Origin of the sequence: Halovibrio sp. HP20-59 (genome assembly GCF_033052795.2) — a bacterium.
GTDB lineage: Bacteria > Pseudomonadota > Gammaproteobacteria > Pseudomonadales > Halomonadaceae > Vreelandella.
Genome location: NZ_JAWJUW020000006.1, coordinates 98,967 through 123,631, shown reverse-complemented (window position 1 = coordinate 123,631; position 24,665 = coordinate 98,967). Strand labels below are relative to the sequence as shown.

Below are 24,665 nucleotides of genomic sequence, written 5' to 3'. Positions count from 1 at the left end.
TAAGGTTCACGTGATGCCGCATTGATGCTGGGCTGACCACGCTAATAGACGAATTCAGCCGTATAACGCTTTACACCCCAGCTAACTCATCGTTGATGAATACTTGAAAGGTGGCGAGTCACCGCCAACCAAGCACCCAACCACCCTAACAGTGTACTGCAAGATAGCAGAATTGTAGAGCCTGTCACGTCTAGTTGCGGTAAGGAAAAACTAGCGCCATAACTAGCGGCTAGCGCAGCGACCGGTAAAGACAGCCAATGGTTGCCTAGGCCTAATAAACCCAACGCTAATAGCCCACCCCCCAAGCCGTACCAAGCGCCGCTATACAGGAAAGGCCGCCTGACAAAAGCGTGCGTGGCACCGATGAGCATCACTACTTCAATTTCCCGGCGGCGGCTTTCCACCGATAAGCGGATGGTATTGCCGACCACCAGCAGCACCCCTAAACCAAACAGTGCACCCAGTGCTAGGGCGACGCGACGTCCTAGCTCGGCGAGGTTTCTCAACCGCTCCACCCAGGCCAAATCAAGGCGAACCTCATCGACACCCGCGAGCGCTTCCAGGCGGCTGGCCAGTTGCTGCATCGCGGCGGGCTCAACGCTTTGAGGATGCACCACGATGCTGATCGGCAACGGATTATTCTCCAGCCCCGCTAAGGCATCATCCAGCCCCAGCGACTGCTGGAACTCAGCCATGCCTTGCTCGGCGCTGATCAACCGGGTTTCGAGCACACTCGGCTCCGCGTTAACCGCCTCATCAATGCGTAGCGCCTGGGCATCGTCGGTGCTCAAAGCCAGGTAGACCGTCAGAGTGGCGCTCTCATCCAGCTCTGCATCCAGCAACCTCGCACTGTCCAGGGTTAGCCATAGCGCCGCAGGCAGTACCAGCGCGATAGCAATCGCCAGCATGGTCAGCAGATTACCTAGCGGATAGCGCACTAAGCGCTGAAAGCTATCCCACGCCATGCTGCGGTGGTGGCGACCCCATGCCCGCAGGCGGCTGGAGAAGCGCGTCTGCTGCGATCTGGCCCCCCGTTGTGGGGCTTGGGTTTTATCGACTCCGGGTTTAACAGCGGCTTTGCGCGGCGTTTTTAATGCCGCGCCCTGACGTCGCTTGGGCGTCGCGGATGATTTCATAGCGCCCCCTCATCGGCTACCAGCCTGCCGTCGGTTAAGCGCAGAATCCGGTGGCGCAATCGGGCGATCAGGGCCAAGTCGTGGCTGGCAATCATCACCGTGGTACCAATCCGATTAAAGTCCTCAAACAGCGCCATGATATCTGCCGAAAGCTGGGGATCTAGGTTGCCGGTAGGTTCGTCCGCGAGCAGTAACGCCGGCTTATTGACCACCGCTCGGGCAATGCCCACCCGCTGCTGCTCGCCGCCGGAGAGCTCGATAGGTAGCGCCTTTTCACGATGCAGCAGCCCTACCTTATCCAAGGCTGCGCGCGCGCGGCGAGCGGCCTCACGGGGTTCGACTCCCTGGATTTCCAGCGGCAGTGAAACGTTATGAAAAATATTGCGGTCAAAAAGCAGTTGATGATCCTGAAAGACCACGCCAATTTGGCGCCGATAGAACGGCACTTGGCTGGAGTGCAGCTGTGCAATATCGTGCCCGGCCACGACGACTCGCCCTCGGCTTGGCTTCTCAAGGCGCATAATCAAGCGCAAAAGTGAGCTCTTGCCCGCCCCGGAGTGGCCGGTTAGAAACACCATTTCCCCACGAGCAACGCGAAAATTGAGGTGCGCCAACGCCTCAAAACGACCGCCATAGCGTTTTCCAACGTGCTCAAAGGCGATCATGCGCTGGTATCATCCCCTTGGCGATCAAACAGCGCATGGACAAAATCATCCGCCTCGAAGGGGCGCAGGTCATCGATCCCTTCACCTACGCCAATAAAGCGAATCGGCGTTTCCAGCTGCTTGGCCAGCGCGAAAATAATCCCGCCTTTGGCAGTGCCGTCCAGTTTGGTTAGCGTGATCCCGCTGACTGGCACAGCGTCGTTAAAGGTACTGGCTTGAGAAATAGCGTTTTGTCCGGTGCCTGCATCCAGCACCAGCATCACTTCGTGAGGCGCAGTGTCATCTAACTTTTGCATCACCCGATGAACTTTTTTCAGCTCTTCCATCAGGTGGCTTTTGTTATGTAGACGACCGGCGGTATCGGCGATCAGCACATCTACGCCGCGCGCGGTGGCGGCCGCTACCGCATCGTAAATTACTGAGGCGCTGTCTGCGCCGGTGTGCTGGGCGATGACCGGCACGTGGTTGCGGTCACCCCACACTTTGAGCTGTTCGACAGCGGCGGCACGGAAGGTGTCACCGGCGGCCAACATGACGCTTTTGCCTTCGCGCTGAAAACGCTGGGTCAGCTTGCCGATGGTGGTGGTTTTACCCACGCCATTAACGCCTACCACTAAAATAACAAACGGCCCCTTGCCCGCCTTCTCCAGCACCAGCGGCTTTGCGACCGGCGCCAGCATGGTGGACAGCTCTTCTTGCAGGCCACGGTAGAGCGCATCGGGGTTGTTCAACTCTTTGCGCGAGACGCGCGCTTCCAGGCGGCCAATAATCTCGGTGGTGGCGTCAATGCCCACATCGGCCATCAGCAGTTGCGTTTCCAGGTCTTCCAGCAGTTCATCGTCGATCTGTTTTTTTCCCAAAAACAGGTCGGCGATACCGTCGGTAAGATTGGCGCGGGTTTTGCCCAGGCCAGATTTGATACGCGCAAACCAACCTTTTTGCTCACCCGGCTGCTCGCTTGGCTGAGCGACCGGTTTCTCTTGCAGTGCTGGCTCTGGCTCTGGCTCTGGCTCTGGCTCTGGCTCTGGCAAAGTCTCCGGCGCCTTTGGAGGCTCTTCAACGGCGCTGGTCGCAGTGTCGGGCGTCTCAACGCCCCCTGCGTCGGCTTCGTCTTGAGGCGGCTCTTGTGAACCCGGCTCTTCCAGGCGCGAATCGTCTTCTTGAGGCGCCTGCTTAGGGTCGTGTTTAGGGTCGTGCTTATTTTTACGCTTAAAAAAACCAAACATGAGAGTTATCCGGCAGAAATAGTGAACATTAGGGTTATGCTAACACCGTCACCCAAGACTTTGGATAAGCAGCCCGCTACAATCCGCGTTATGAAACGACAACGCTCATCCTCCTCTCGCCGCTCTCCTGCTCAGCGGGAGGGCAATCGGTTTGGCAAACTACGCATTATCGGCGGTGAATTTCGCCGCCGCCAGCTACCGGTGCTGAATATCCCTGGCTTGCGTCCAACGCCGGACCGCGTGCGTGAAACGCTGTTCAACTGGCTAGGACAACAGCTTTACGGCCAGCAGGTGCTCGATTTATTCGCGGGCACCGGTGCGCTAGGCATTGAAGCTGTTTCTCGCGGTGCAGCGTGGGTCGATTTTGTCGAGCGCGACCCGCGGGCGTCGGCACAGCTGACAGCCAATCTGGCATTACTGAATATTACCGCCAGCGGAGTGCATACTAACGATGCGCAAGCCTACCTGACCCGCCCTGCCAAGGCCTATTCCCTGGCATTTCTCGACCCACCTTTCCATCAACAGCTCGCTGCGCCTTGCTGTGCCGCGCTGGAAAGTAACGGCTGGCTCACCGCAGAGGCGATGATTTATCTCGAAACCGAGACATCGCTGACGCCCGAGGTACCCGCCAACTGGCAGTTACAGCGCGAAACCCAGGCGGGCGAAAGCACTGCCAGACTTTATCAACGCCAAGCACCGTAAACAGCGCTTGCCGCCACGCAGTGGTGGCGTTACGCTCGCCTCATTCGTGCCGAATGACAAGCTTGGCGCTTGTTTTGGGTCACTTTTATGATTTGTTTGTGGGTTCTCATTTTACACTAGGGAGATAGACATGAGTTTGGAACTATTTAACCAGCTTGAACAGAAAGTCACTGATACCGTTGACGCACTGGAAATGATGAAACTGGAAAACGAAGAGCTGCGCGATGAGAACGCCAAGCTTAAAGGAGAGCGCGAAGAGTGGGAGCGCCGTCTTAATGGCCTGCTAAGCAAATTCGACACTATTGATGCATCCAGCGCTGACTAAGCCCTGTTGACGTTTCATTAGACTCTTTTGAGGTTTCATAGCGGGCGCGACATCAGCAGGGCATCTTCTCGTCCGGCGGCGGCACCCGCCGCTGGGCTGCCGTTAGCTTGTGACGCGCCCAGTGCTGGATAGTAGCCTTTGCGGCGCCCGTCTTCGCTAAAGCCACTGCGCTGATAAAGCCGAATAGCATTAAGGTTACCCACCCGCACTTCCAGCAGTAGCCGCTCACTGGACCAGCCTTGCGATGTGGCGATTACTGCTTCCATCAGCGCCCATCCTGCACCGTTTCGTCGCTGCTCAGGCAGTACGCCAATCGCCTGCAGTTCCGCCTCAAACGGCAACCGCGCCACGATAGCGTAACTCACTAGAAGCTCCCCCTGCCGCCCGCCTAGTACGCTGGTATCTTGACTGCCTAACGCTGCCAGCATCTGCGATTTGGAGATGCCACTTTGCACCTGACGTTCGAGTGTCACTAGCTGAGTAAGATGGTCAACATTGAGTTCAGTGATCATCGGTCGTCTGCCTCGTAACGGTAGTCCTCTCGCCGGTTGAGCCAACGCCCCTCCACTGCTGACCCAGCGCCTGCAGCGCTGGCCAGAAATCGCGCTTGCTATCGGCACCATCGAGCAGCGACGCAAGCGCAGGCCCCTGCCAGACAGGCAGCGAGAGCGTTTGGCTTTGACCATCGGTCACGTTGATTATACGGTCCAGCGGCGCTTGATCGGGTCCCAGCTCGCCCCACCAGAGTAGTCGTTCCAGCTGCCACCCTTGTCGGCTCACACTGCCGGCAACAAACGCCGCCAAGCCTTCACGAGCCTCATCCAGTGGATCCTCTACCGCAAAGGCGTTGGCCATTTGCGGCCAAGTAAAGTGGGCCACGGGCGGCAACGCCCCCGGCTGAATGCCCGCCGCCTGGAGCAAGTTACCCAGCAGCTGCTGCTCAAGCGTATTCATTTCACCCGCTTGCAACATCAGCCAGCGCCCCTCAAGACACACACAGGAGAGCTCGAACTTAAGGGGTTTAGCTGGCGCGGAAGGGGCAGCTTCCACGCCAGGCGTCGCTGTATCAGAGTCGGCAATCGCTGGCTTAGTTTGGCCCGGCTTATCCTGGCGTGGCTTGTCTTGACCCAGCAGCGCCCGTACCGCCGCAGGAGAAGCAACGGCTTCCTCTGGCGGCTGGCGCTCGGGCGCTTGGGGTTTGGCTTTTTCACGCCTAGGCGCAGCGGCGTCGTCCAACAACGCCTGCAGTCGCTCGCGTGGTGGCGTAGCGGCAGGCGTTGATTCCTCCCACTCGCAGGCCTCGGTGGGCAACGCATTAGGCAACTGGTATTTAGCGGCCCAGCCAGTGATTCCCATGGCGTCCAGATAGTGGCGCCGAGCAACTTCTTGATTCACTGCCCGCCGCCGCGACAGTTGGGTGAATTGGGGCGTTCACCGCCGCGCGCCTGCCACTCGCTGGGGGTATAAAGATGCAGGGCCAACGCATGCACCGGGCCAGAGAGCTCATCGGCCAACAGTGCATAAATTTTTTGATGGCGTTTCACCGGCATCAGGCCGTCGAAAGTGTCGCTTACCAGGGTCACTTTGAAGTGCGTTTCCGAATTAGCGGGCACGTTGTGCATGTGGCTTTCATTTTCTACCTGCAGCACGTCGGGCGCTAACGCCGTTAACTTCTGCTCAATCTGTGTCTGCAGCGTCATGAGGTTCTCCTTGAGGTCATAAACCAGTTTATTGTACGCGCTTACTGCCCCTTAGACGATGCCCGACGGGCGTGCAAAGCGCGTCTTGCCAGCGGCATGCGCGCCACGCTGGCCAATAGCGCCAGCAGCGTGGTGGCCGCTCCCAGCCAGAGCGTTACCTGTACCGGCCAACCCAGCGCCAGAGCTGCGCCGACCAGCGCCACCCCAAACGACTGCCCCACCGTACGCGTGGTGCTCATCACCCCGGAGACATTCGAGCTGCGCTCGGGTGGCAGGCTGCCCATCATTTCGCGGTTATTAGGCGGCTGAAATAAGCCGAAGCCAATCCCGCACAGCGCGGTGCGCCATAAACTGCCTGCCACACTGGTCGACTCATCCACCAGCGCCAATGCAATCAAGCCAACGATCAACAGCCCAAGCCCACTGCTGGACAGTACACTGGGGTTAATATGGTCGGCTAAACGACCTGCTATCGGCCCGACAACCATGATCGCCAATGGCCAGGGGGTGAACAGCCAAGCAGTTTCCAACGGCGTAAACCCCATCTGTTCTTGGTAAAAAAACGACAGCGCTACAAAGGTCAGCCCCTGGCCGATAAAGGCAAGCCCTGAAGCGGAGACAGCCAGCGTAAAACGCCGCTCGGCAAACACGCTAAGCGGCAATAACGGATAGGGGGCACGCCGCTGACGCATGATAAACCCGCTACAGGCAATGGCCGCCAACAGAGCCCAGCCGCCGCTTTGCCAAACAGGGGCGGCATGGCTAACGGCATCCATAGCGATAAAGAAGCTGGCCAGCATCACCATTGAGAGCAACGCCCCGGCCGCATCAAAGCTGCCCTGGCGCGGCGCTTCGCGGGGTAAGGCACGCTTGGCCAGCCACAGCGAGCAAAGCCCCAGCGGCACATTTAGTGCAAACAGCCAAGGCCAGTCAGCAAAAGATAAGATCACCCCGCTTAGCGTGGGCCCCGCAGCATAACCACCGGCCACGACCAAGGCGCTTAATCCTAACGCACTACCCAACAGCCGCGAGGGAAAAATCGCCCGATAGAGCGACGGCCCGATCGACAGCGTGGCCGCGGCGCCCAGCCCCTGAAGGGCTCGAAATACCAGCAGCGTTTCCAGATTGCGTGACAAGGCCGCGCCCAGGGCGGCGGCGACAAAGGTGCCCAGCCCGAATAGATAGAGCCGGCGGCGGGTAACCAATTCACTGATACCTGCAAACACCAGCAAGAAAGCGGCACACACAACTTGAAACAGATTGGTGATCCATACCGCCCGGGAAGCCGATACGTTTAAATCGGCGGCAATGGTGGGCAGCGCCAGGTTGATCATGGTGGTATCCACCACTGCCATTAGCGTGCCGGTCACCAGCGCCAACACGGCCAGCGCGCGCTCTGGCCCTGGCAGGCCGTCGTCGCCGGGGCGGGTTTCAAACAGTCGCATGCAAGAGTTCCTAGGGAGGAGAGTTGCTAAACGAAACGGCCAAGCGCCTAAAACCAGCGAACCAACACAATGAAACCGGCCTAAGCCGGTTTCGAAGTGCGCAATTTAGCTTACTTAAAATATTAGCATGCTAATCCTGCTCGCTGTCGAGTAGTAACGCATCATCGACTTCTGAGATTTCCAGCGGTGTTTCGTCGTCCAGATCAATCGCCAAATAGCTGTGTTCGACGCGCACAAACTCCTGAAACAGCGCCCAATCCAGCTTTTCCGGCCACTGGCGTTCATCCTCTTCCCAAGCGCGCAGCTCGGTCTCGAGGATTTCCGTGTAGCGCTCGCGCACAAAGGTTTCCAGCGCTTCAGGCGTATCCATTTCAGGAATCAGGTAAATGGTACTTTCACGCTCGACGTCGTCCAGGGTCAGGTCGTCATCTCCCATGGTGGGTTCCAGCGCGTTGATCCAGTCCACAAAGGGCTGGGTCGGCCTGACGCTCAGTGCGGAGCGGTTAAGCAGTTTCATGGGATTCTCCTCGCCGTCGAAACGTTGATCATTATGGGCGCTATAACGCGCCCTTACCAACTTTTCATCCGCTATCTGGCCAGATAAACGTAGGTTTAGCTCGCTTCAGGGCGCATTGCCGGAAACAGCAACACATCACGAATCGAAGGGCTGTCTGTAAATAGCATGACCAAGCGGTCGATGCCGATGCCTTCACCGGCGGTGGGCGGCATGCCGTACTCCAACGCGCGGACGTAATCAGCATCGTAATACATCGCCTCCAGATCACCAGCGTCTTTTTCCGCAGACTGTTCACGGAAGCGTTCAGCCTGGTCTTCGGCATCGTTGAGCTCTGAGAAACCGTTGGCGATTTCGCGGCCGCCAACAAAGAACTCGAACCGGTCGGTAACGAAGGGGTTAGCGTCATTGCGCCGTGCCAAGGGGCTGACTTCCGCTGGATATTCGGTAATGAACGTCGGCTGGTCGAGCTTATGCTCAGCCACCTCTTCAAATATTTCCGTTTGTACCTTACCCAGACCCCAGCTCTCTTTGACCTTGATGCCGAGTTTTTCAGCCATGGTTCGCGCCGTTTCCAGCGAATCCAAATCACTGTCAGCAATACCGTCACCGTGATCCAAAATCGCTTGGCGCAGCGTCAGGCGGGCAAACGGCTTACCAAAATCGTAGCTGGCGCCCTGGTACTCAATCACCGCGCTACCGAGCACCTCTTCTGCCGCTGTGCGCAACATGGCTTCGGTCATATCGAGCAGGTCGCGGTAATCCGCATAAGCCCAGTAAAACTCCACCATGGTGAATTCAGGGTTGTGGCGCGTTGATAACCCTTCATTGCGGAAGTTACGGTTAATCTCAAACACTTTTTCAAAGCCGCCCACCACCAGACGCTTCAGATAAAGCTCCGGCGCGATACGCAGATACATATCGATATCCAGCGCATTGTGGTGCGTAATGAACGGCCGTGCCGCCGCGCCGCCGGGGATAGGCTGAAGCATCGGCGTTTCGACTTCCATAAAGCCGCGCGCTTCAAAAAAGCGGCGCATGGAGCTGATCACCGCTGCGCGGGTTTCAAACACCTTGCGCGACTGCGGATTCATGATCAGATCCACATAGCGCTGGCGATAGCGGGCTTCCATATCGGTCAGGCCGTGAAACTTATCCGGCAGCGGGCGCAGGCTCTTGGTGAGCAGCTGCGCTTCCTTCATCATCACGTACAGATCGCCCTTGCCGGATTTATGCACCGGCCCGTGCGCGGCGACGATATCACCGATATCCCAGCTTTTAACGTCTTCAAGCACGTCGGCGGGTAGCCCTTTTTTATCCACGTAGAGCTGGATTTGCCCGGCTACATCCTGGATCACAATAAAAGGCCCGCGTTGACGCATCACACGGCCCGCCACAGAGGCATGATGATCCAGTGTTTCCAGCTCGGCCTTATCTTTATCGCCGAAGGCGTTTTGCAGCTCGACGGTTAAGCTATCGCGGCGAAAATCATTAGGAAACGCACTTTTGCCCTGCTCAGCGGCGCGCTCGCGGCGAGCGGCAAGTTTGGCTCGGCGCTCGGCGATCAGGTGGTTTTCGTTATCGAGAGAAGACGCGTCTTGGTTCGCCATGGGGCACCCTGTTCATGTTCAAACGCTAAAAAGATTACAAACCTTGCTTCAAACTGGCGACGATGAATTGATCAATATCCCCATCGAGCACTTTATCGCAGTTGCTGGACTGCACGCTGGTGCGCAGATCCTTGATGCGCTGATCATCCAGCACGTAAGAGCGAATCTGGCTGCCCCAGCCGATATCAGCCTTGGAGTCCTCGGCCTCCTGCTTGGCGGCGTTGCGCTTTTGCATCTCGTGTTCCCACAACCGCGCTTTCAGCTGCTTCATGGCAAAATCGCGGTTGGCGTGCTGGCTACGCTGCCCCTGACAGGCCACCACGATACCGGTCGGTTCGTGGGTAATCCGCACCGCTGAATCGGTGGTGTTAACGTGCTGGCCGCCCGCGCCGCTGGAGCGGTAGGTATCAACGCGCAAGTCCGAGGGATTAATTTCCACCTCAAAGCTGTCATCAATTTCCGGCGACAGAAACACCGATGCGAACGAAGTATGGCGACGCCCGCCTGAATCAAACGGGCTTTTGCGTACCAGGCGGTGTACGCCGGTTTCGGTACGTAGCCAGCCAAAAGCGTAATCGCCCTGGATATGCACCGTGGCCGACTTGATACCCGCCACGTCGCCGGCGGAGATTTCGGTGATATCGGCTTTGAAACCGTGACTCTCCGCCCAGCGTAGGTACATGCGCAGTAAAATATTGGCCCAATCCTGCGCTTCGGTTCCACCAGAGCCAGACTGAATTTCCAGGTAGGCGTTGTTTTGATCCATTTCGCCAGAAAACATGCGGCGAAACTCCAGCTTTTCTAGCGCAGCCTGCATGCTGTCCAGCTCTTGGCGTACTTCCTCAACAGTGCCTTCATCCTCTTCCATTTCGGCAAGTTCAAGCAGATCCCGGCTATCGCCCAGGCCCTGCTCAAGGTCGTCAATGGTGGCCACGATGGCTTCGAGGGAGGCGCGCTCTTTGCCTAACTTCTGCGCGTAGTCTGGATCGTTCCAGATATTGGGGTCTTCCAGCTCACGGGTAACTTCTTCTAGCCGATCTTTCTTTTCGGCATAGTCAAAGATACCCCCTAAGAACGACTGTCCGCTCAGACAGGTCCTTGAGCTGGTTATGAATCGGATTGGTTTCCAACATGGGATCGCCCTTGCTTGGTCTGCGTCGGATCGTACAAAGGTGTATTGATCCGAAAAGCGCATAGTGTAGCGAAATTGGCTGCCAACAACCATGCGCGCCTGCCGCACGTAACGCCCTAAGTATCGAAATTGCGCATAGCTGCATGTTTAATTTCTTATAGACGCGTGCTTTTCAGCGATGCTAGTACTTAACTAGCAATCAAACAGTCAAACAACCGTATTAGAACAATGTTGGAGGAATCAATATGCTAAAAACTCGCTTTCTCTTAAGCTCTATGGCGCTGGCGTTAAGCGTTGCCGCCCCTCTCCAGGCGGACACGCTCCGTCTAGCGATTATGGGCGAACCAGCCTCGCTCGACCCGCACAAAATTAGCGGCACCTGGGAAAACGACGTGGTGGGCGACCTTTTTGAGGGGCTTGTCACTGAAGCCGCCGATGGCTCGCGTATTCCCGGCGTTGCAGAATCCTGGGAAATCTCCGATGACGGCACGGTGTACACCTTTACGTTGAGAGAAGATGCCAAATGGTCGGACGGTGAACCGGTGACCGCCGAGGACTTTGTGTTCGCTTTTCAACGCATTTTAGCACCCGCCACCGCCGCTGATTACGCCTATTTGCTGTATCCGATTAAAAACGCTGAAGCCGTCTATGCCGGCGACGCTGAGACAAGCACGCTGGGTGTCGAGGCCTTAGACGCCTCCACCCTGCAAATAACCCTTGAACGCTCAACACCTTACTTTTTGGACCAGCTTTCCCACTATACTGCCTACCCGGTACCCAGCCACACGGTTGAGACGTATGGCGACGATTGGTCACGTCCCGGCAATATGGTCTCCAACGGCGCTTTCCAGCTAGAGGAATGGCAGTCGCAAACGCGCATAACGGCATCGCGCAATCCCTATTTTCACGACGTTGATAACGTCGCCCTTGAAGAAGTCGTCTATTACCCTATTGAAGAGCGCAATACGGCACTTAACCGCTTCCGCGCTGGCGAAATCGATATTGCCCGGGAGTTTCCCACCCAGCGCTACGACTGGCTGATGGAGAACCTACCGGAGGCGGTTCAGGTCGCCCCTTACCTGGGTATCTATTACTACGCCTTCAATACCCGCGATGGCCATGCAACGGCGGATTCGCGGGTGCGTGAAGCTCTCAGCCTCGCTGTTCGCCGCGAAGTCATTACCGATCAAATACTTGGCACTGGCGAAGTGCCTGCGTATAGCTTCGTGCCGCCTAATGTCAGCCATTATGAGGCGCCCACGGTTAGCTTCGAAGAGCTTTCTCAGGATGAGCGACTGGAGCGCGCCCAGGAATTGCTTCAAGAGGCAGGCTACGGCCCTGATAACCCGCTAGAACTCATGCTGCGCTATAACACCAGCGAGGATCACCGCAAGGTCGCCATTGCCATTGCCGCCATGTGGAAACCCCTTGGCGTTGAGGTTGAGCTGTATAATTCAGAGGTTGCCGTTCACTACTCGGACATTCGCCAGGGCAACTTCGACGTTGCCCGTGCTGGCTGGATCGGGGACTACAATGACGCCCAAAACTTCTTAAGCCTGTTGGAAAGCGGCGTTTCGAATAACTACGGCGCCTATAGCTCGGATGAATTTGATGCGCTGATGAGTGAAGCAGCGAATACCCAAGACATGGATGCCCGCGCCGAACTGATGGCCGAGGCTGAAGCCATCGCCCTTGAGGATAGCGCAACACTGCCTATCTACTACTACGTCTCGCGCAACCTTGTAAGCCCCGACCTAGATGGCTGGGAAACGAACATTGAGGATATCCACCGTTCACGCTGGATCCACTTTGACGATTAATCCCCTTCAATTCGTCGTTTTCTACCACCACTGACTGCCGCTACATCCCCAGGCCGCCGGCCTGGGGAGCGAGGCCCGATAATGCTTAGCTACACATTTAAACGCTTACTGCAGGCGATCCCGACGCTATGGATTGTGATTACCCTGTCGTTCTTTTTAATGCACTTGGCCCCCGGTGGGCCTTTCGACGGCGAGCGCCAACTCCCGCCTGAAATTGAGGCCAATTTAATGGCGTCTTACGGCCTGGACAAACCCGTCTGGGAGCAATACCTCACCTACATGGGAAACCTGCTGCAAGGCGACCTTGGCCCCTCGTTCAAATACAAGGATTTTTCGGTTACTGAACTCGTCGCTCAAGGCTTCCCGGTTAGCCTTGAACTGGGCCTGTGGGCGATCGCCCTGGCACTCCTGGCGGGTATTCCCATGGGGGTCATTGCCGCACTGAAACGCAATTCCACCGTTGATTACATGGTGATGGGGTCGGCGCTGGCCGGGGTGGCCATTCCCAATTTTGTGATTGCCCCGCTACTGGCGCTGGTGTTCGGCGTTTTTCTCGCCTGGCTACCGGTCGGCGGCTGGAACGACGGTCATTGGAAAAACATGATTCTCCCCGTCGTGGCGCTTTCTATTCAACAGATTGCGTATATCGCGCGGATGATGCGCGCCAGCATGATCGAAGTACTGGGCAGCCATTTTGTGCGCACAGCTCGCGCCAAAGGCCTTAGCGAGAGCGCCGTGATCTTTCGTCACGCCCTGCGTCCGGCCATGCTCCCGGTGGTCTCCTACCTAGGGCCCGCCATTGCCGGGATTATTACCGGTTCGGTGGTGATCGAACAGATTTTCGGCATTCCAGGCATCGGCCGCTACTTCGTCCAAGCCGCGCTCAATCGCGACTACACCTTGGTGATGGGCACGGTGGTTTTTTACGGCGGCCTGATTGTACTTTTCAACCTAATCGTAGATTTACTCTACTCGGCTCTGGACCCGCAAATTCGCTATGATAATGAATAATGCAACCGCGGCCCCGCCGGTCGCCAGCAACAGCCTGGGGCGTGAAGCCTGGCGGCGGCTTCGCCAGAACAGTGCGGCGACCGCCAGCCTGGTGCTACTCGTCATCATTGCCCTGGCCTGCTTATTAGGCCCCTGGCTAACCCCTTGGGCACTTGATGAAGTGGATTGGAACGCTTTTCTGGCCCCGCCCAGCATCGAAAGTGGCCACTACGCGGGCACTGACGCTAACGGTCGCGACTTACTCACACGGGTCTTTCACGGGGGGCAAATTTCGCTCTCGGTGGCCTTAGTGGCGACCCTGGTCTCCTTGGTTATCGGCGTTCTTTACGGCGCGATTGCTGGCTACGTCGGTGGCCGAGTCGATAACCTGATGATGCGCTTTGTCGACATTATGTACTCGCTGCCGTTTATGTTTATGGTCATCCTGCTGATGGTGGTGTTTGGACGAAACATACTGCTCATTTACGCCGCCATAGGCGCCGTTGAATGGCTCGACATGTCGCGTATCGTGCGCGGACAGGTGCTCGCCTTAAAGCGTCGTGAATTCGTTGAAGCCGCCCATGCGCTGGGCGTCAGCAGCTTCAAGATCGTCACACGCCATCTGATTCCCAATGCCATCGGGCCGGTGATCATCTATGTCACCCTTACCGTTCCCAAAGTCATTTTGCTGGAAAGCTTTCTCTCCTTTCTGGGTCTCGGCGTTCAAGAGCCCCTGACCAGCTGGGGAGTACTGATTAGCGAAGGCAAGGACATGATGGAAACGGCGCCGTGGATGCTGATTATCCCCTCTGCCTTTCTAGCTACCACGCTGCTGTGCCTGAACTTCCTAGGCGACGGCCTGCGTGACGCCCTTGATCCCAAAACACGTTAACGAAAGACGCGCTAGCAAAACGCAAGGAATCTTCATGTCACAGCCACTGCTGGAATTTGACCGCCTGCGGGTCGACTTCGACCTTCCCAATGGCACCGTTACGGCGGTCAAAGACGTTAGTTTTACCCTTCATAAAGGCGAGACGCTGGCTTTAGTTGGTGAATCAGGCTCGGGTAAGTCGGTCACCTCGACTGCCGCGATGGGGCTGCTCCCTGAGCTGGCTCGCGCTACCGGCACCATCCGCTGGCATGGCGGCTTGGGCGATGAAAATTTAATCACCGTTAACCGCAAGCGCCTGCGGGCCATTCGCGGCAACGAGATCTCAATGATCTTCCAAGAGCCGATGACCTCGCTCAATCCCATGCACCGCGTAGGTAGGCAAATTCGCGAAGTCCTGCATAAGCACACGCCTTTGCGGGGCAACAAGGCTTACCTGCGGGTAGTGGAGCTACTCGAACAGGTGGGAATTCCCGAGCCTAAGCGCCGCATCGACAGCTACCCGCACGAGCTCTCGGGTGGCCAGCGTCAGCGGGTAATGATTGCCATGGCGCTGGCCTGCGAGCCTCAGCTGCTGATTGCCGATGAGCCGACCACCGCCCTGGATGTCACCGTCCAGGCGCAGATTCTCGCGCTGCTGAAAGACCTCCAGGCCCGCTACGGCATGGCGATCCTGTTTATCACTCACGACCTGGGGGTTGTCCGCCATCTAGCCGATAGCGTGTGCGTTATGCAGCATGGCGAAATCGTCGAAGCGGGGGCCACCAAAGCGCTGTTTCAAGCGCCTCAGCACCCCTACACCCAGATGCTGATTGACGCTAACCCAAGTGGCCACAAGCCAGCCGTTCCTGACTCAGCCCCCGTTCTGCTCACTGCGCAGCAGATTGGCGTTCGTTTCCCGATCACAAAACGCCTGTTTGGCCCCAACCGCTATTTTGAAGCGGTAAAAAACATCGACCTCACGCTGCGCAAAGGCCAAACCTTGGGCATCGTGGGCGAATCGGGTTCAGGCAAAACCACACTAGGCCGGGCGCTGCTTCGCCTGGTGAAAAGTCATGGCAAGATACATTTCGATGCTATTGACGTTGGTCAACTTGACCGAGCGGGAATGCGCCCGCTGAGATCGCGTATGCAAGTTGTCTTTCAAGACCCCTTTGGCTCGCTTTCCCCGCGCATGACGGTGGGCGAGATTATTGGCGAGGGGTTACGCGTTCATCAGCCGCTGCTGAGGCGCGCCGAACGCGATGACCAGGTTATCCAAGCGCTTGAAGAAGTCGCTCTGGATCCGGCCCACCGACACCGCTACCCCCATGAATTTTCCGGTGGTCAGCGCCAGCGCATTGCCATCGCCCGGGCATTAGTCGTCAAGCCTGAGTTCCTGCTGCTTGACGAACCGACATCGGCCCTTGACCGTTCGGTGCAAATGACCGTGATTAAGCTGTTACGGGATTTACAGCAGCGCCACGGGTTAACCTATTTATTTATTAGCCATGACCTCGCCGTGGTGCGCGCGCTGGCCGATGAGGTCATCGTCATGCGCCAAGGCGAAATCATCGAGCAAAACGACACGCAATCGCTGTTCGACGCCCCTCGCGAGATTTATACCCAGGAACTGATGCGCGCGGCTTTCCTGGATAGCCCTGCGGCATAGGCGTCAGCGTAAATGTTACTGCTCTCTTTAACAAAAAACCCGGCCGAAGCCGGGTTTGGGTTGCTACTGCTACTAACGCATTAAAAGCGATAGGTCAGCTGAGCACCGAAGCCATGGGCTTCGTTTTTGTAGTCGGCTGAGTAATTAGACGTGATGGGCGGAGTTTGCCGTCCTGCTACTGTAAAACTATCCGTTTTAGTTTGATCCACCTGAGTGCTGCGTTCAGTCAGGTAAGAGTAGGCAAAATCCAGCGTGAGATCAGGCGTTGGGCTCCAACCTGCACCAATGGAGAAAATGCGCCGATCATCAGAGGGGATACGCACGCTACGCGTAGAATCTTGGGTAGGCGTAAAGTCCAGTGCCACCCCGGCGCGCAGAGCTAACTGAGGTGTCAGTTGATACTCACCACCGGTTGAAAACGCCCAAGCGTTAGAATAGCTCTGCTGCTCATCGGTAATGACAGGCCGATCGCCACCAGTCACCAAGATTTGATCGAAACGACTCCAACGGGCCCAAGAGGCACCGAACATGAGCTTGAGATTATCGGTCATTTGTTGCGTTAAAGAGAAATTGACCGTTTCAGGCGTGGTTAAATCTAGCGCAGCGGTATCCGTTACTGTACCGATACCCAGCTGGTCTAACACTGGCGAGCTCGCCGTAAAGCTGCCTTCCAGATTGAAATCCACTTTTGAGCGATACGTTAAACCTAACGTTGTTTCAGGCACAGGTTGATAAATCACGCCGAGGTTATAACCCCATGCCTCATCATCACCTTCTACGCGTGAATCTACCTCGGTAAGAATCGGAGAGCCATTGGCTGCTTGCCCAACAGCAACAGGCACTTGCCGATGCAGCTCACCCTCAACGCGGTTGTAAGTAACGCCCGCACCAACGGACCACTGCTCATTAAAACGGTAAGAGACCGTTGGCTGAGCAGTCACCACCTTCACCTCTGTGTAATTGCCCTGATTACGCCCCTCGAAGTTATCCTCGTAGTCAGTCTTGGAACCGAAAGGTGCATAGACACCGAAACCAAACGCCAGTTGTTCATTGACTGGTTGCGCGTAAAACGCAAAGGGAATTAGTGTGCCCGGCACCATATCTCCATCATTGCTCCCCCCCACCGAACCAAGTGGCACCGAGCCCGCTTGTGTTTCCAAAGAGCGACTGGAGGTAGTGTTGTCTATATCGGAGTTGACGTTCAAATATGTCCCACCAACGGTCATCTGCGCACGGTCTAAAAAAGACATACCCGCTGGGTTGCCGTACACAATCGTTGCATCATGAACGTTAGAGCTACGCCCCGCGTGGCCGTAGCCTTGGCCACTTACACTCTGCTCGTTGATTTGGTACCCGCCCGCGTGGGCTTGGCTGGCGAAAGCGGCAGTAATAGCTGCGGCCAGGGTGAGCTTATTAAATTTATTATTCATAGTGGGCCTCTCTTCCCGATGATCCAGTGGATAGCATTGATCCACCCTCATTATTTTACATGACTGTTTTCTCGCAACTGGGCCAAAGGTTCAAGGGCAAACGAGCGTTTTATTTCGTTTTTGCCTTATACATTAGTCGCACGGTCGTTTTAAATCAGTGTTTTACTTACTTTAGGGTAGCGGCTACGTCACACTTGACCTATAGGTTACCCATAGGTTTTACACTTAGTGCATACATTGTCATTCCAGCTATTGCACCCGGCGAGGACCGCTATGAAAGTGAACGAGCTTGCCAAACGCGCTGGCGTCACCGCTGAAACCGTGCGTCATTATGCTCGCGAACAGCTACTAGCCCCCGAGCGCCATCCGGATAACGGCTATCAGCTGTTCTCAGACACCGACTTAGAGCGGCTGAACTTTATTCAACGCGCCCGCAAATTAGGTTTTAGCGTGGCGGAAATTCGCGAAATACTCGCCCACGCCGACCAGGGCGACTCACCCTGCCCGCTGGTTCGCGACCTGCTGGCTAGCCGCCTGCCCCAGGTTCGGGCCCGTATCGCCGAGCTCGAAGCGCTAGCCCAGCGTATGGAGCTTGCCCTTACCAGTTGGCAAGGCATGCCTGACGGCACCCCCGACGGTCACAGTGTGTGCCGCTTAATTGAAAGCTTTCCCGATGCAGCGCCCGCCAAGGAGACACCATGAGTGACACTAACGCCCCGAATACAGCGCGTCACATCGCCAGTGGAGACCGCTCATCGACACCTACCACCCGCAATGTGCCGGGCATGAGCTGCCAAGGCTGCGTTAAGCGTATGCGCGACGCCATTCAGCAAATCGATGCGGATGCTGATGTCACTGGCACGCCGGACGATAAACGCTTAGAGGTCACCTCCCACTTGGCGGACGACCAGCTTGACCAAGTGTTGACAGAGGCAGGGTATCCGCCAGCTGAAGCGGCTCTGGACGAAACAACCCCGGACGAAACAGCCCAGGAAAAAACAGCAAAGCAACCAGATGCCGCAGCACCCGCTGATACTGAAAAGTCCACCAGTGCTCATAGCCAAGGCCGGAAGCAGCGCCTGGCAATCAGTGGGATGACCTGCGCCAGCTGCGTTAAGAGCGTTCAGAAGGCGCTTGAGCGTACTGAAGGGGTCGACACCGCCAGCGTCAATTTTGGCAGCCACTCCGCCCAGGTGTTTGGTAGTGCTGAGCCGCAAGCGTTGATCAACGCCGTGGAGGCGGTAGGCTACGGGGCGGAGCCCATCGTGGATATGCGCGAAGCCGAACGTACCCGCGCCGAGCAAGACGCCAAAACCTACCAGCGTCGCCTGCGCGGCAGCGCGATCTCACTGGCATTGGCGATTCCGCTGATGCTGAGCATGTTTTTTTTCCACCCTCACCCGATGGGCATGGGCCGTCTCTATTGGCTGGCGATTGGTCTGCTCACACTGGGTATCTTGGCTTTTCCAGGGCGCCACTTTTTCGTCAACGCTTGGAAGCAGTTTAAGCACCATCAAGCCAATATGGACACGCTGGTCGCCATGGGCACCGGTACCGCCTGGCTGTACTCGATGGCGGTAGTGCTGTTTGCGCCGTGGCTGCCGGAAGTCGCTCAGGGTATCTATTTTGAAGCCTCCGCCATGGTGATCGGGCTGATTCTGCTCGGCAACGCCATGGAGCTTCGCGCTCGAGGCCGTACTAGCGACGCCTTGAAGCGCTTACTTGATCTCCAGAGCCGTACAGCGCGGGTGATTCGCGACGGCCAAGAGCAGGAGATTGAGATTGATGCAGTGCAGGCAGGCGACCAGGTACGGGTGCGCCCCGGCGAACGCTTGCCGGTGGACGGTGATGTGGTTGAGGGTCAAAGCCATATCGATGAATCAATGCTGACCGGCGAACCGCTACCCGTGGCCAAGCACGTTGGCGATGAGGTGAGCGCCGGCACGGTGAATGGACGCGGTGGGCTGGTTTATCAAGCGACCCGGGTGGGCACCGACACCCGCCTGGGGCAGATTACCGAACAGGTCGCCAGCGCCCAGAACTCACGCCCGCCGATTGGCGAGCTGGCCGATCAGGTTTCCAGCGTTTTTGTGCCTTCAGTAATGATCATTGCCGTCTTGACGGCCCTGGTGTGGTTCAACCTGGGGCCTGCGCCCGCAGTGATTCATATGTTGGTCACAGCAACGACGGTGCTAATTATTGCCTGCCCCTGCGCGCTGGGCTTGGCGACGCCGATTTCGACCATGATCGGCGTCGGTAAAGCGGCGGAACACGGCGTGCTGGTGCGCAGTGGCGAAGCGCTGCAAACCGCCAGCAAACTGACCACACTCGTCGTCGATAAGACCGGCACGCTCACCCAGGGCAAGCCCAGCGTCACCGATGCGCAGATGTTTGACGTCGAGCAAACCACGGCGCTGGCGCTGGTACACGCGCTGGAGCGGGGCTCCGAGCACCCATTGGCAGCGGCGCTAATGGCCTACGCGGAGGAACATGACGCTGAATCCGCCGAGGTTCATGATTTCGACAGCGTCACCGGCGGTGGGGTAAAAGCCAAAACATCCGACGGCAAAGCGCTGCTGCTGGGCAATGCGCGTCTGCTAAGCGAAGCCGGTGTAGATCTCAAAGCCAGCGAAGAGCAGGCCCGCGCTCTTGAGGAGCAGGCTCGTACGCTGGTGTACTTAGCGGTGGATGGCAAACTGGCCGCCCTTTTTGGCATTAGCGACCCGCTTCGCCACGACACCGTGGCCGCGATCAAGCGCCTGCAAAAAGATGGCTTAACCATTGTCATGTTAACCGGGGATAACGAGCACACCGCCAAGGCCATTGCCCAGGAAGTGGGCATTGATGAGTACCGGGCGGGGCTGTTACCCGAGGACAAGCACGCAGAGATTGAGCGCCGTCAACAGGCCGGGGAAATCGTCGGTATGGTGGGTGATGGGATTAATGACGCCCCGGCGCTGGCGCGTGCAAACGTAGGCTTTGCCATTGGCCAAGGCACCGATGTAGCCATTGAGAGCGCTGGCATCACACTAATGCGTGGCTCGCTGCACGGGGTGGCATCAGCCATTGAGATCAGCCGCGCCACATTGCGCAATATTAAGCAGAACCTGGTGGGGGCGTTTGGCTATAACGTGCTGTGCATTCCTATCGCTGCGGGGGTGCTTTATCCGTTCACCGGCACGCTGCTTTCGCCGATGATCGCCGGGGCCGCCATGTCGCTCTCTTCCATCACCGTGGTGAGTAACGCCAACCGCTTGCGGCGGTGGAAATCACCCAGCCAGGAGGACGCCTCATGAGCATCTTAATCAACTTTGCCGGTCTGGGCCTTATCGCACTAATAGTGTGGTGGTTCTGGCTTAGCTAAGAAACCTCTGATTCACTATTGCGCTTGCCCATACGGCGTTAAAAATCGCCTCAAAATGCTCATTTACAACCCGTAAACTCCGCTTTTTCGTTGATTTTTGCCTTGTCTGGCCTGCGCTCATCACGTTAATCAGAGGTTCCTTAAACGCTTCTAGCTCACTCCAATATAACGCCCTGGCTTATGGTTCAGGGCGATAATCAGGTTTAGCGTGAGTGCCCCCAGCACTGAGTAGCCCACACGATCCAATGGCAGTTGCGTTAGTGCGATCAGCAGGATAACGCCATCGATGGCCAGTTGGACGTAGCCTGCGCGCAGGCCGTGCCTGTCCTGCAAGTAGAGCGCGAGGATATTGATACCGCCCAGGCTGGTGCGGTGGCGAAACAGCATCAGCATGCCAATGCCCATCAGCGCGCCGCCCATTAAGGCGGCGTAGAGCGAGGGCACGCTGGCAAACTTTACCCAGCCTTGGGTTAACTCCGAAAACAGCGATACCAAGCCGATGGCGGCGAAGGTGCGCAGGGTAAAACTCCAGCCCATGCGTTTAACCGCCAGGTAGTAAAACGGTAGGTTAATGGCAAAAAAGTACACCCCAAACCCCCAACCGGTAACGCTGCTGGTCATATAGCTCAACAGCAGCGCTAAGCCTGCGGTGCTGCCGGTGAGCAGTACCGCATGAGTGTAAAAGGTCACTCCCAGCGCGACAAAGAACGTGCCCAGCAGCATCGCCATGACATCTTCATAAGGGCGATGTGGGTCCTTGGGTAAATCTTCCACGCGCATTGGAGCGTCCTTACTTAGGCTGCTGAGGTTATTAAGTGATTAGTTTAGATAGCACTGGCATGCTCGACCATCAACTGCAGTGTCTCGCGGCCACGCCAGCGGTTGCGATTAAGTTTATAGGCGCAGTGTAGCGTATCGCCGACGCTAAACCCGGGCAGCTCCCCCGGCGTTAGGGCACGAAACCAGATAGCTTTGCAGGTGACCGGGCCGGTGGAAAGTTCCAGCATTAGGTGCGCGCCATCGGCACCCACCGGGCGCAGCGCCTCGACAATAAAACGCCCTTCAAACAGCGGTGGGTCAAATTCGCGCCCGTAGGGGCCGAGCGTTTCAATCTCTTGCAAGGTGGTCAACGAGAGCTGCGACGTGGAAAGCTCGCCATCCGTCCACAGACGAGGGTAGAGCGTTCGCCCGCCTAGCTGCTCGCCTACTGCCTGCAGGAAAGCGGCCTTAAAGGCGTCAAGCTGATCCCGTGGCACGCCTACCCCAGCTGCGCCACTATGGCCGCCAAAGCGTGGCAGCGCCTGGGGAGCAAGCTCAAAGGTACGCTGTAGGGCATCGCGCAGGTGTAGCCCGTCAATCGAGCGGCCGGAGCCGGTTAGCATGCCCGGTGCCGACGCTTGTGTTAGCACCAGCGCCGGGCGCCCGTAGGCCTGCACCAACCGCGAGGCAACGATACCCTGTACGCCCGGGTGGCCATCTTCCAGTAGCACCACCACCGCGGGCTCATCGGCGTTCAAAGCTGCTGTGGCGAGCGCGCGCGCCTCGGTGGCCATATCGGCCTCGATGGCTTTACGGGACTGGTTATCCTGGTCGAGCACGTCGAGCTGGCGATTGGCGACCCCATCGTTCTCGGCCAGCATAAAATGCAGCGCCGCATAGGGGTCGTCCAGCCGCGAGCGGGCGTTGATGCGCGGCCCCATCTGAAACGCTAACGTCTCGGCGTTAAACGGCACGCTGTCAGCACCCAAACGTGTGGCCATGGCGCGCCAGCACGCCGCGTCCATACGGTTGATCAGCGTTAAGCCGTGATTAACCACCGCACGGTTGGCGGGGCTGCCACCCAGGGAAACGCAATCGGCTACCGTGCCCAGCGCTACGTAAGAGAGCCAGGGCGATAGTTTGGGCGTCGATTCCGCCAGCGCGCCCCACTCGATCAGCACGCCACGGGCGAGTGACATCAACAGCCACGCCACCATACAGCCAGCGATGGTTTTATCGGGGTAGTCGCAGTCGTCGCGAGTAGGATTAACACAGGCGTAGGCGGAAAGCGGCGGCCCCTCAATGGGTAGGGCATGGTGGTCACTAACCACGACATCAATACCCGCCGCTTTTAGCCGCGCAATACGCGGCTCATCACTACTGCCGCAGTCGGCGGTAATTACCAGCGTTGGAAACGGCTTTTGCGCAAGGGTGCGCTCTACCAGCGGTAGGCTGATCCCGTAGCCATCGTGAATACGGTGGCCAATCAGGCTGTGTAGTTTGCCTTCCGGCACCCCAAACAGCTCCACCAACGTGCGCCGAATGACCACGTGGGAGGTAATGCCATCCACGTCGTAGTCGGTAAGAATACCGATAGCCTCACCTTCTGCCACCGCCTGCGCGATACGCTCGGCAGCGCGACGACCGTCGGCGAGTTTCTCCGGGTGAGCCAAATAGCGCAGGCTGGGGGAGATTAACGGTAACAGTTCGCCGCTGTAGCCAGGCAGCCGTGAGGCCAACAGCCGCGCCTGCAGCTCGCTTAGACCCTCCGCCTGGGCACGGGCATACAGCGCCTCGTCCACTGGACGAGGCTCTAAACGCGGCCCGGCATTGCTCGACGGCAGGGCACTAGCAGACAGGGTGCTATGGGGCAAACCGGTCAATGAGGCCATCGGTGTCTCAACGAACAGGAATTCAACGCCGGTTTTCCGCAACAAACTGCTGCACGGCGGCAAGCTCGGCGGGCAGCACGGTGTAGCGCTCTTCGCGCTCAATGAGATCTTCCATGTGCGGCGGTAGTGGCACGCCCAGGAAGCCCGCTTTCACCACCGCTTCGGCAAATTTGGCCGGGTGTGCGGTGGCCAGGGTAATCATTGGCGTTGACTGATCAGCACGTGCACGTTCCGCTGCACGATAGCCGGTGGCGGTATGCGGGTCGAGCATTTCGCCGGTGCGCTTATGGGCGTCACGAATCGCTTCCAGAATCGTCGCATCGTCCACGCTGTAGCTTGAGAACTTCTCGCGCAGCGTGGCCAGCGGCGCATCGGCAAGGGCGGTGGGTTCCTGCTGGAAGCGCTCAAGCAGCGCTGCCACGGCCAAACCGTCGCGGTCGTAGGCGTCAAACAGCAGACGCTCGAAGTTTGACGACACTACGATATCCATAGAAGGCGCCAGCGTCGCCGCCAGCTCTTTTTTGGAGAAGTCGTTAGCGGTTAGCGTGCGGTGCAGAATATCGTTGGCGTTGGTGGCGATGATGAACTGCTTCACCGGCAACCCCATTTTATAGGCCATGTAGCCGGCAAAGACGTTGCCAAAATTAGCCGACGGCACACAGAAGCTGACTTCACGGTGCGGCGCACCCAGGGCAACGCCTGAGGCGATGTAGTAAACGATCTGCGCCATAATGCGCGCCCAGTTGATCGAGTTCACTGCGACCAAACGCGTGCCGTTGAGGAACGACTGGTCGGCAAAGCTGGCTTTGACCATCGCCTGGGCATCGTCAAAATTACCCTCAATGGCAATATTAAAGACGTTGTTCGCCAGCACCGACGTCATTTGCCGACGCTGAACTTCCGAGACCCGGTTGTGCGGGTGCAGAATAAAGATATCCAGGTTGTCGCAGTGACGGCACCCTTCAATCGCCGCCGAGCCGGTATCGCCCGAGGTCGCGCCCATGATCACCGCGCGCTCGCCGCGCTTTTTCAGGAAGTGATCCAGCAAGCGGCCGAGCAGCTGTAGCGCCACGTCTTTAAACGCCAAAGTCGGGCCGTGGAACTGTTCCAGCAGGAAGTGATTGGCATCCAGCTGTTTGAGCGGCAGCACGGCATCGTGGTTAAAAGTTGCGTAGGCCTCGGTCACGATGTTGCGAAAGGTAGCGTCGTCGATCTCACCGTTCACAAACGGTTTCATGACGCGGAAAGCGATCTCTGCGTAGGAGAGCCCGGCCATGTCGGCCAGCTCTTCGCGGGAGAACTCAGGCAGCGTTTCCGGCACGTAGAGCCCGCCGTCGCTGGCCATGCCCGTGAGTACAACTTCTTCAAAGGAGAGCGCGGGCGCTTGCCCACGCGTGCTGATATAGCGCATGTGG

The 24,665-nt window shown here is 57.6% G+C and carries 22 protein-coding genes; 8 read left to right on the top strand and 14 right to left on the bottom strand.

Translation table 11 applies throughout. The features are described from left to right. Window positions 1–86: 86 nt before the first annotated feature. The 3 genes from ftsX to ftsY are packed head-to-tail and all read right to left on the bottom strand — an operon-like array spanning window position 87 to window position 3,027. Window positions 87–1,136, bottom strand: coding sequence for a permease-like cell division protein FtsX (gene ftsX, locus RZA33_RS09125; RefSeq protein ID WP_317507540.1), 1,050 nt, complete (start codon window positions 1,134–1,136; stop codon window positions 87–89). Next, window positions 1,133–1,801, bottom strand: coding sequence for a cell division ATP-binding protein FtsE (gene ftsE / locus RZA33_RS09120; RefSeq protein ID WP_317507539.1), 669 nt, complete (start codon window positions 1,799–1,801; stop codon window positions 1,133–1,135). Before ftsE ends, ftsX begins: the two co-directional genes overlap by 4 nt. Further along, window positions 1,798–3,027 carry a signal recognition particle-docking protein FtsY gene (gene ftsY, locus RZA33_RS09115; protein ID WP_317507538.1) on the bottom strand — a complete coding sequence of 410 codons (1,230 nt, stop codon included), beginning with the start codon at window positions 3,025–3,027 and terminating at the stop codon, window positions 1,798–1,800. The genes ftsE and ftsY overlap by 4 nt, the downstream gene beginning before the upstream one ends. A gap of 90 nt (window positions 3,028–3,117) precedes the next feature. Between ftsY and rsmD the strand changes: the two genes are divergently transcribed. Further along, window positions 3,118–3,729, top strand: a complete 612-nt coding sequence (gene rsmD / locus RZA33_RS09110) for a 16S rRNA (guanine(966)-N(2))-methyltransferase RsmD (RefSeq protein ID WP_317507537.1) — start codon at window positions 3,118–3,120, stop codon at window positions 3,727–3,729. A 130-nt stretch (window positions 3,730–3,859) separates the two neighbouring features. Beyond that, window positions 3,860–4,054 carry a cell division protein ZapB gene (locus RZA33_RS09105; RefSeq protein WP_317507536.1) on the top strand — a complete coding sequence of 65 codons (195 nt, stop codon included), beginning with the start codon at window positions 3,860–3,862 and terminating at the stop codon, window positions 4,052–4,054. Window positions 4,055–4,089: 35 nt separating this feature from the next. On the opposite strand, the gene RZA33_RS09100 is transcribed toward RZA33_RS09105, so the two are convergent. The 7 genes from RZA33_RS09100 to prfB form a co-directional block, all read right to left on the bottom strand. Next, window positions 4,090–4,566 (bottom strand): GNAT family N-acetyltransferase, encoded by a 477-nt coding sequence (locus RZA33_RS09100; RefSeq protein WP_317507535.1) that lies wholly within the window; start codon window positions 4,564–4,566, stop codon window positions 4,090–4,092. Next, on the bottom strand, window positions 4,556–5,449 hold the full coding sequence (locus RZA33_RS09095; RefSeq protein ID WP_317507534.1) for a hypothetical protein: 894 nt from the start codon (window positions 5,447–5,449) through the stop codon (window positions 4,556–4,558). The genes RZA33_RS09100 and RZA33_RS09095 overlap by 11 nt, the downstream gene beginning before the upstream one ends. After that, the gene (locus RZA33_RS09090) at window positions 5,446–5,754 is read right to left on the bottom strand and encodes a BolA family protein (RefSeq protein WP_146874986.1); all 309 of its coding nucleotides are present in this window, start codon (window positions 5,752–5,754) and stop codon (window positions 5,446–5,448) included. The genes RZA33_RS09095 and RZA33_RS09090 overlap by 4 nt, the downstream gene beginning before the upstream one ends. A 41-nt stretch (window positions 5,755–5,795) precedes the next feature. Further along, complete coding sequence (locus RZA33_RS09085; RefSeq protein WP_317507533.1) at window positions 5,796–7,199, bottom strand: MFS transporter; 1,404 nt, start codon at window positions 7,197–7,199, stop codon at window positions 5,796–5,798. 130 nt (window positions 7,200–7,329) lie between these two features. Then, a complete protein-coding gene (locus RZA33_RS09080; protein WP_317507532.1) occupies window positions 7,330–7,716 on the bottom strand; it encodes a hypothetical protein in 387 nt (128 codons plus the stop codon). Between the two features lie 95 nt (window positions 7,717–7,811). Continuing rightward, window positions 7,812–9,323 (bottom strand): lysine--tRNA ligase, encoded by a 1,512-nt coding sequence (lysS, locus tag RZA33_RS09075; protein WP_317507531.1) that lies wholly within the window; start codon window positions 9,321–9,323, stop codon window positions 7,812–7,814. 34 nt (window positions 9,324–9,357) lie between these two features. Next, a protein-coding gene (gene prfB, locus RZA33_RS09070; protein WP_416337855.1) for a peptide chain release factor 2 occupies window positions 9,358–10,456 on the bottom strand; the annotation gives its coding sequence in 2 pieces (ribosomal slippage) (window positions 9,358–10,380 and window positions 10,382–10,456; 1,098 coding nt in all). Between the two features lie 244 nt (window positions 10,457–10,700). On the opposite strand from prfB, the gene RZA33_RS09065 reads away from it, so the two are divergent. The 4 genes from RZA33_RS09065 to RZA33_RS09050 all read left to right on the top strand — a co-directional run bounded on the left by RZA33_RS09065 (window position 10,701) and on the right by RZA33_RS09050 (window position 15,805). Beyond that, the gene (locus tag RZA33_RS09065; RefSeq protein ID WP_317507530.1) at window positions 10,701–12,275 is read left to right on the top strand and encodes a peptide ABC transporter substrate-binding protein; all 1,575 of its coding nucleotides are present in this window, start codon (window positions 10,701–10,703) and stop codon (window positions 12,273–12,275) included. An 81-nt stretch (window positions 12,276–12,356) separates the two neighbouring features. Next, window positions 12,357–13,286 (top strand): oligopeptide ABC transporter permease OppB, encoded by a 930-nt coding sequence (oppB, locus tag RZA33_RS09060; RefSeq protein WP_317507529.1) that lies wholly within the window; start codon window positions 12,357–12,359, stop codon window positions 13,284–13,286. Beyond that, window positions 13,279–14,157 carry an ABC transporter permease subunit gene (locus RZA33_RS09055; RefSeq protein ID WP_317507528.1) on the top strand — a complete coding sequence of 293 codons (879 nt, stop codon included), beginning with the start codon at window positions 13,279–13,281 and terminating at the stop codon, window positions 14,155–14,157. Before oppB ends, RZA33_RS09055 begins: the two co-directional genes overlap by 8 nt. A gap of 34 nt (window positions 14,158–14,191) precedes the next feature. Next, entirely contained in the window at window positions 14,192–15,805 is a 1,614-nt protein-coding gene (locus RZA33_RS09050) for an ABC transporter ATP-binding protein (RefSeq protein ID WP_317507527.1), read from the top strand. A gap of 80 nt (window positions 15,806–15,885) precedes the next feature. Here RZA33_RS09050 and RZA33_RS09045 read toward each other — a convergent pair whose 3' ends face one another. Next, the gene (locus RZA33_RS09045; protein WP_317507526.1) at window positions 15,886–17,235 is read right to left on the bottom strand and encodes an OmpP1/FadL family transporter; all 1,350 of its coding nucleotides are present in this window, start codon (window positions 17,233–17,235) and stop codon (window positions 15,886–15,888) included. A 273-nt stretch (window positions 17,236–17,508) separates the two neighbouring features. Here RZA33_RS09045 and RZA33_RS09040 point away from each other — a divergent pair, with 273 nt between their 5' ends. Then, window positions 17,509–17,937: a MerR family transcriptional regulator gene (locus RZA33_RS09040; protein ID WP_317507525.1), complete on the top strand. Its 429-nt coding sequence runs from the start codon at window positions 17,509–17,511 to the stop codon at window positions 17,935–17,937. An 83-nt stretch (window positions 17,938–18,020) separates the two neighbouring features. Beyond that, window positions 18,021–20,531 (top strand): heavy metal translocating P-type ATPase, encoded by a 2,511-nt coding sequence (locus RZA33_RS09035; RefSeq protein ID WP_317507642.1) that lies wholly within the window; start codon window positions 18,021–18,023, stop codon window positions 20,529–20,531. A gap of 218 nt (window positions 20,532–20,749) precedes the next feature. Here RZA33_RS09035 and RZA33_RS09030 read toward each other — a convergent pair whose 3' ends face one another. Genes RZA33_RS09030 through thrC form a run of 3 tightly spaced genes read right to left on the bottom strand, consistent with a single transcriptional unit; the run spans window position 20,750 to window position 24,661 of the window. Further along, entirely contained in the window at window positions 20,750–21,379 is a 630-nt protein-coding gene (locus RZA33_RS09030) for a YitT family protein (protein ID WP_317507524.1), read from the bottom strand. A gap of 44 nt (window positions 21,380–21,423) precedes the next feature. Then, window positions 21,424–23,250: a single-stranded-DNA-specific exonuclease RecJ gene (locus RZA33_RS09025; protein WP_317507523.1), complete on the bottom strand. Its 1,827-nt coding sequence runs from the start codon at window positions 23,248–23,250 to the stop codon at window positions 21,424–21,426. A gap of 22 nt (window positions 23,251–23,272) precedes the next feature. Continuing rightward, window positions 23,273–24,661, bottom strand: a complete 1,389-nt coding sequence (gene thrC, locus RZA33_RS09020; RefSeq protein WP_317507522.1) for a threonine synthase — start codon at window positions 24,659–24,661, stop codon at window positions 23,273–23,275. Window positions 24,662–24,665: the final 4 nt, after the last annotated feature.

Coding starts and splice junctions, on each gene's coding strand:
- ftsX (WP_317507540.1), bottom strand. CDS start 1,136: ATGAAATCATCCGCGACGCCCAAGCGACGTCAGGGCGCGGCATTAAAA.
- ftsE (WP_317507539.1), bottom strand. CDS start 1,801: ATGATCGCCTTTGAGCACGTTGGAAAACGCTATGGCGGTCGTTTTGAG.
- ftsY (WP_317507538.1), bottom strand. CDS start 3,027: ATGTTTGGTTTTTTTAAGCGTAAAAATAAGCACGACCCTAAACACGAC.
- rsmD (WP_317507537.1), top strand. CDS start 3,118: ATGAAACGACAACGCTCATCCTCCTCTCGCCGCTCTCCTGCTCAGCGG.
- RZA33_RS09105 (WP_317507536.1), top strand. CDS start 3,860: ATGAGTTTGGAACTATTTAACCAGCTTGAACAGAAAGTCACTGATACC.
- RZA33_RS09100 (WP_317507535.1), bottom strand. CDS start 4,566: ATGATCACTGAACTCAATGTTGACCATCTTACTCAGCTAGTGACACTC.
- RZA33_RS09090 (WP_146874986.1), bottom strand. CDS start 5,754: ATGACGCTGCAGACACAGATTGAGCAGAAGTTAACGGCGTTAGCGCCC.
- RZA33_RS09085 (WP_317507533.1), bottom strand. CDS start 7,199: ATGCGACTGTTTGAAACCCGCCCCGGCGACGACGGCCTGCCAGGGCCA.
- RZA33_RS09080 (WP_317507532.1), bottom strand. CDS start 7,716: ATGAAACTGCTTAACCGCTCCGCACTGAGCGTCAGGCCGACCCAGCCC.
- lysS (WP_317507531.1), bottom strand. CDS start 9,323: ATGGCGAACCAAGACGCGTCTTCTCTCGATAACGAAAACCACCTGATC.
- RZA33_RS09065 (WP_317507530.1), top strand. CDS start 10,701: ATGCTAAAAACTCGCTTTCTCTTAAGCTCTATGGCGCTGGCGTTAAGC.
- oppB (WP_317507529.1), top strand. CDS start 12,357: ATGCTTAGCTACACATTTAAACGCTTACTGCAGGCGATCCCGACGCTA.
- RZA33_RS09055 (WP_317507528.1), top strand. CDS start 13,279: ATGAATAATGCAACCGCGGCCCCGCCGGTCGCCAGCAACAGCCTGGGG.
- RZA33_RS09050 (WP_317507527.1), top strand. CDS start 14,192: ATGTCACAGCCACTGCTGGAATTTGACCGCCTGCGGGTCGACTTCGAC.
- RZA33_RS09045 (WP_317507526.1), bottom strand. CDS start 17,235: ATGAATAATAAATTTAATAAGCTCACCCTGGCCGCAGCTATTACTGCC.
- RZA33_RS09040 (WP_317507525.1), top strand. CDS start 17,509: ATGAAAGTGAACGAGCTTGCCAAACGCGCTGGCGTCACCGCTGAAACC.
- RZA33_RS09035 (WP_317507642.1), top strand. CDS start 18,021: ATGAGCTGCCAAGGCTGCGTTAAGCGTATGCGCGACGCCATTCAGCAA.
- RZA33_RS09030 (WP_317507524.1), bottom strand. CDS start 21,379: ATGCGCGTGGAAGATTTACCCAAGGACCCACATCGCCCTTATGAAGAT.
- RZA33_RS09025 (WP_317507523.1), bottom strand. CDS start 23,250: ATGGCCTCATTGACCGGTTTGCCCCATAGCACCCTGTCTGCTAGTGCC.
- thrC (WP_317507522.1), bottom strand. CDS start 24,661: ATGCGCTATATCAGCACGCGTGGGCAAGCGCCCGCGCTCTCCTTTGAA.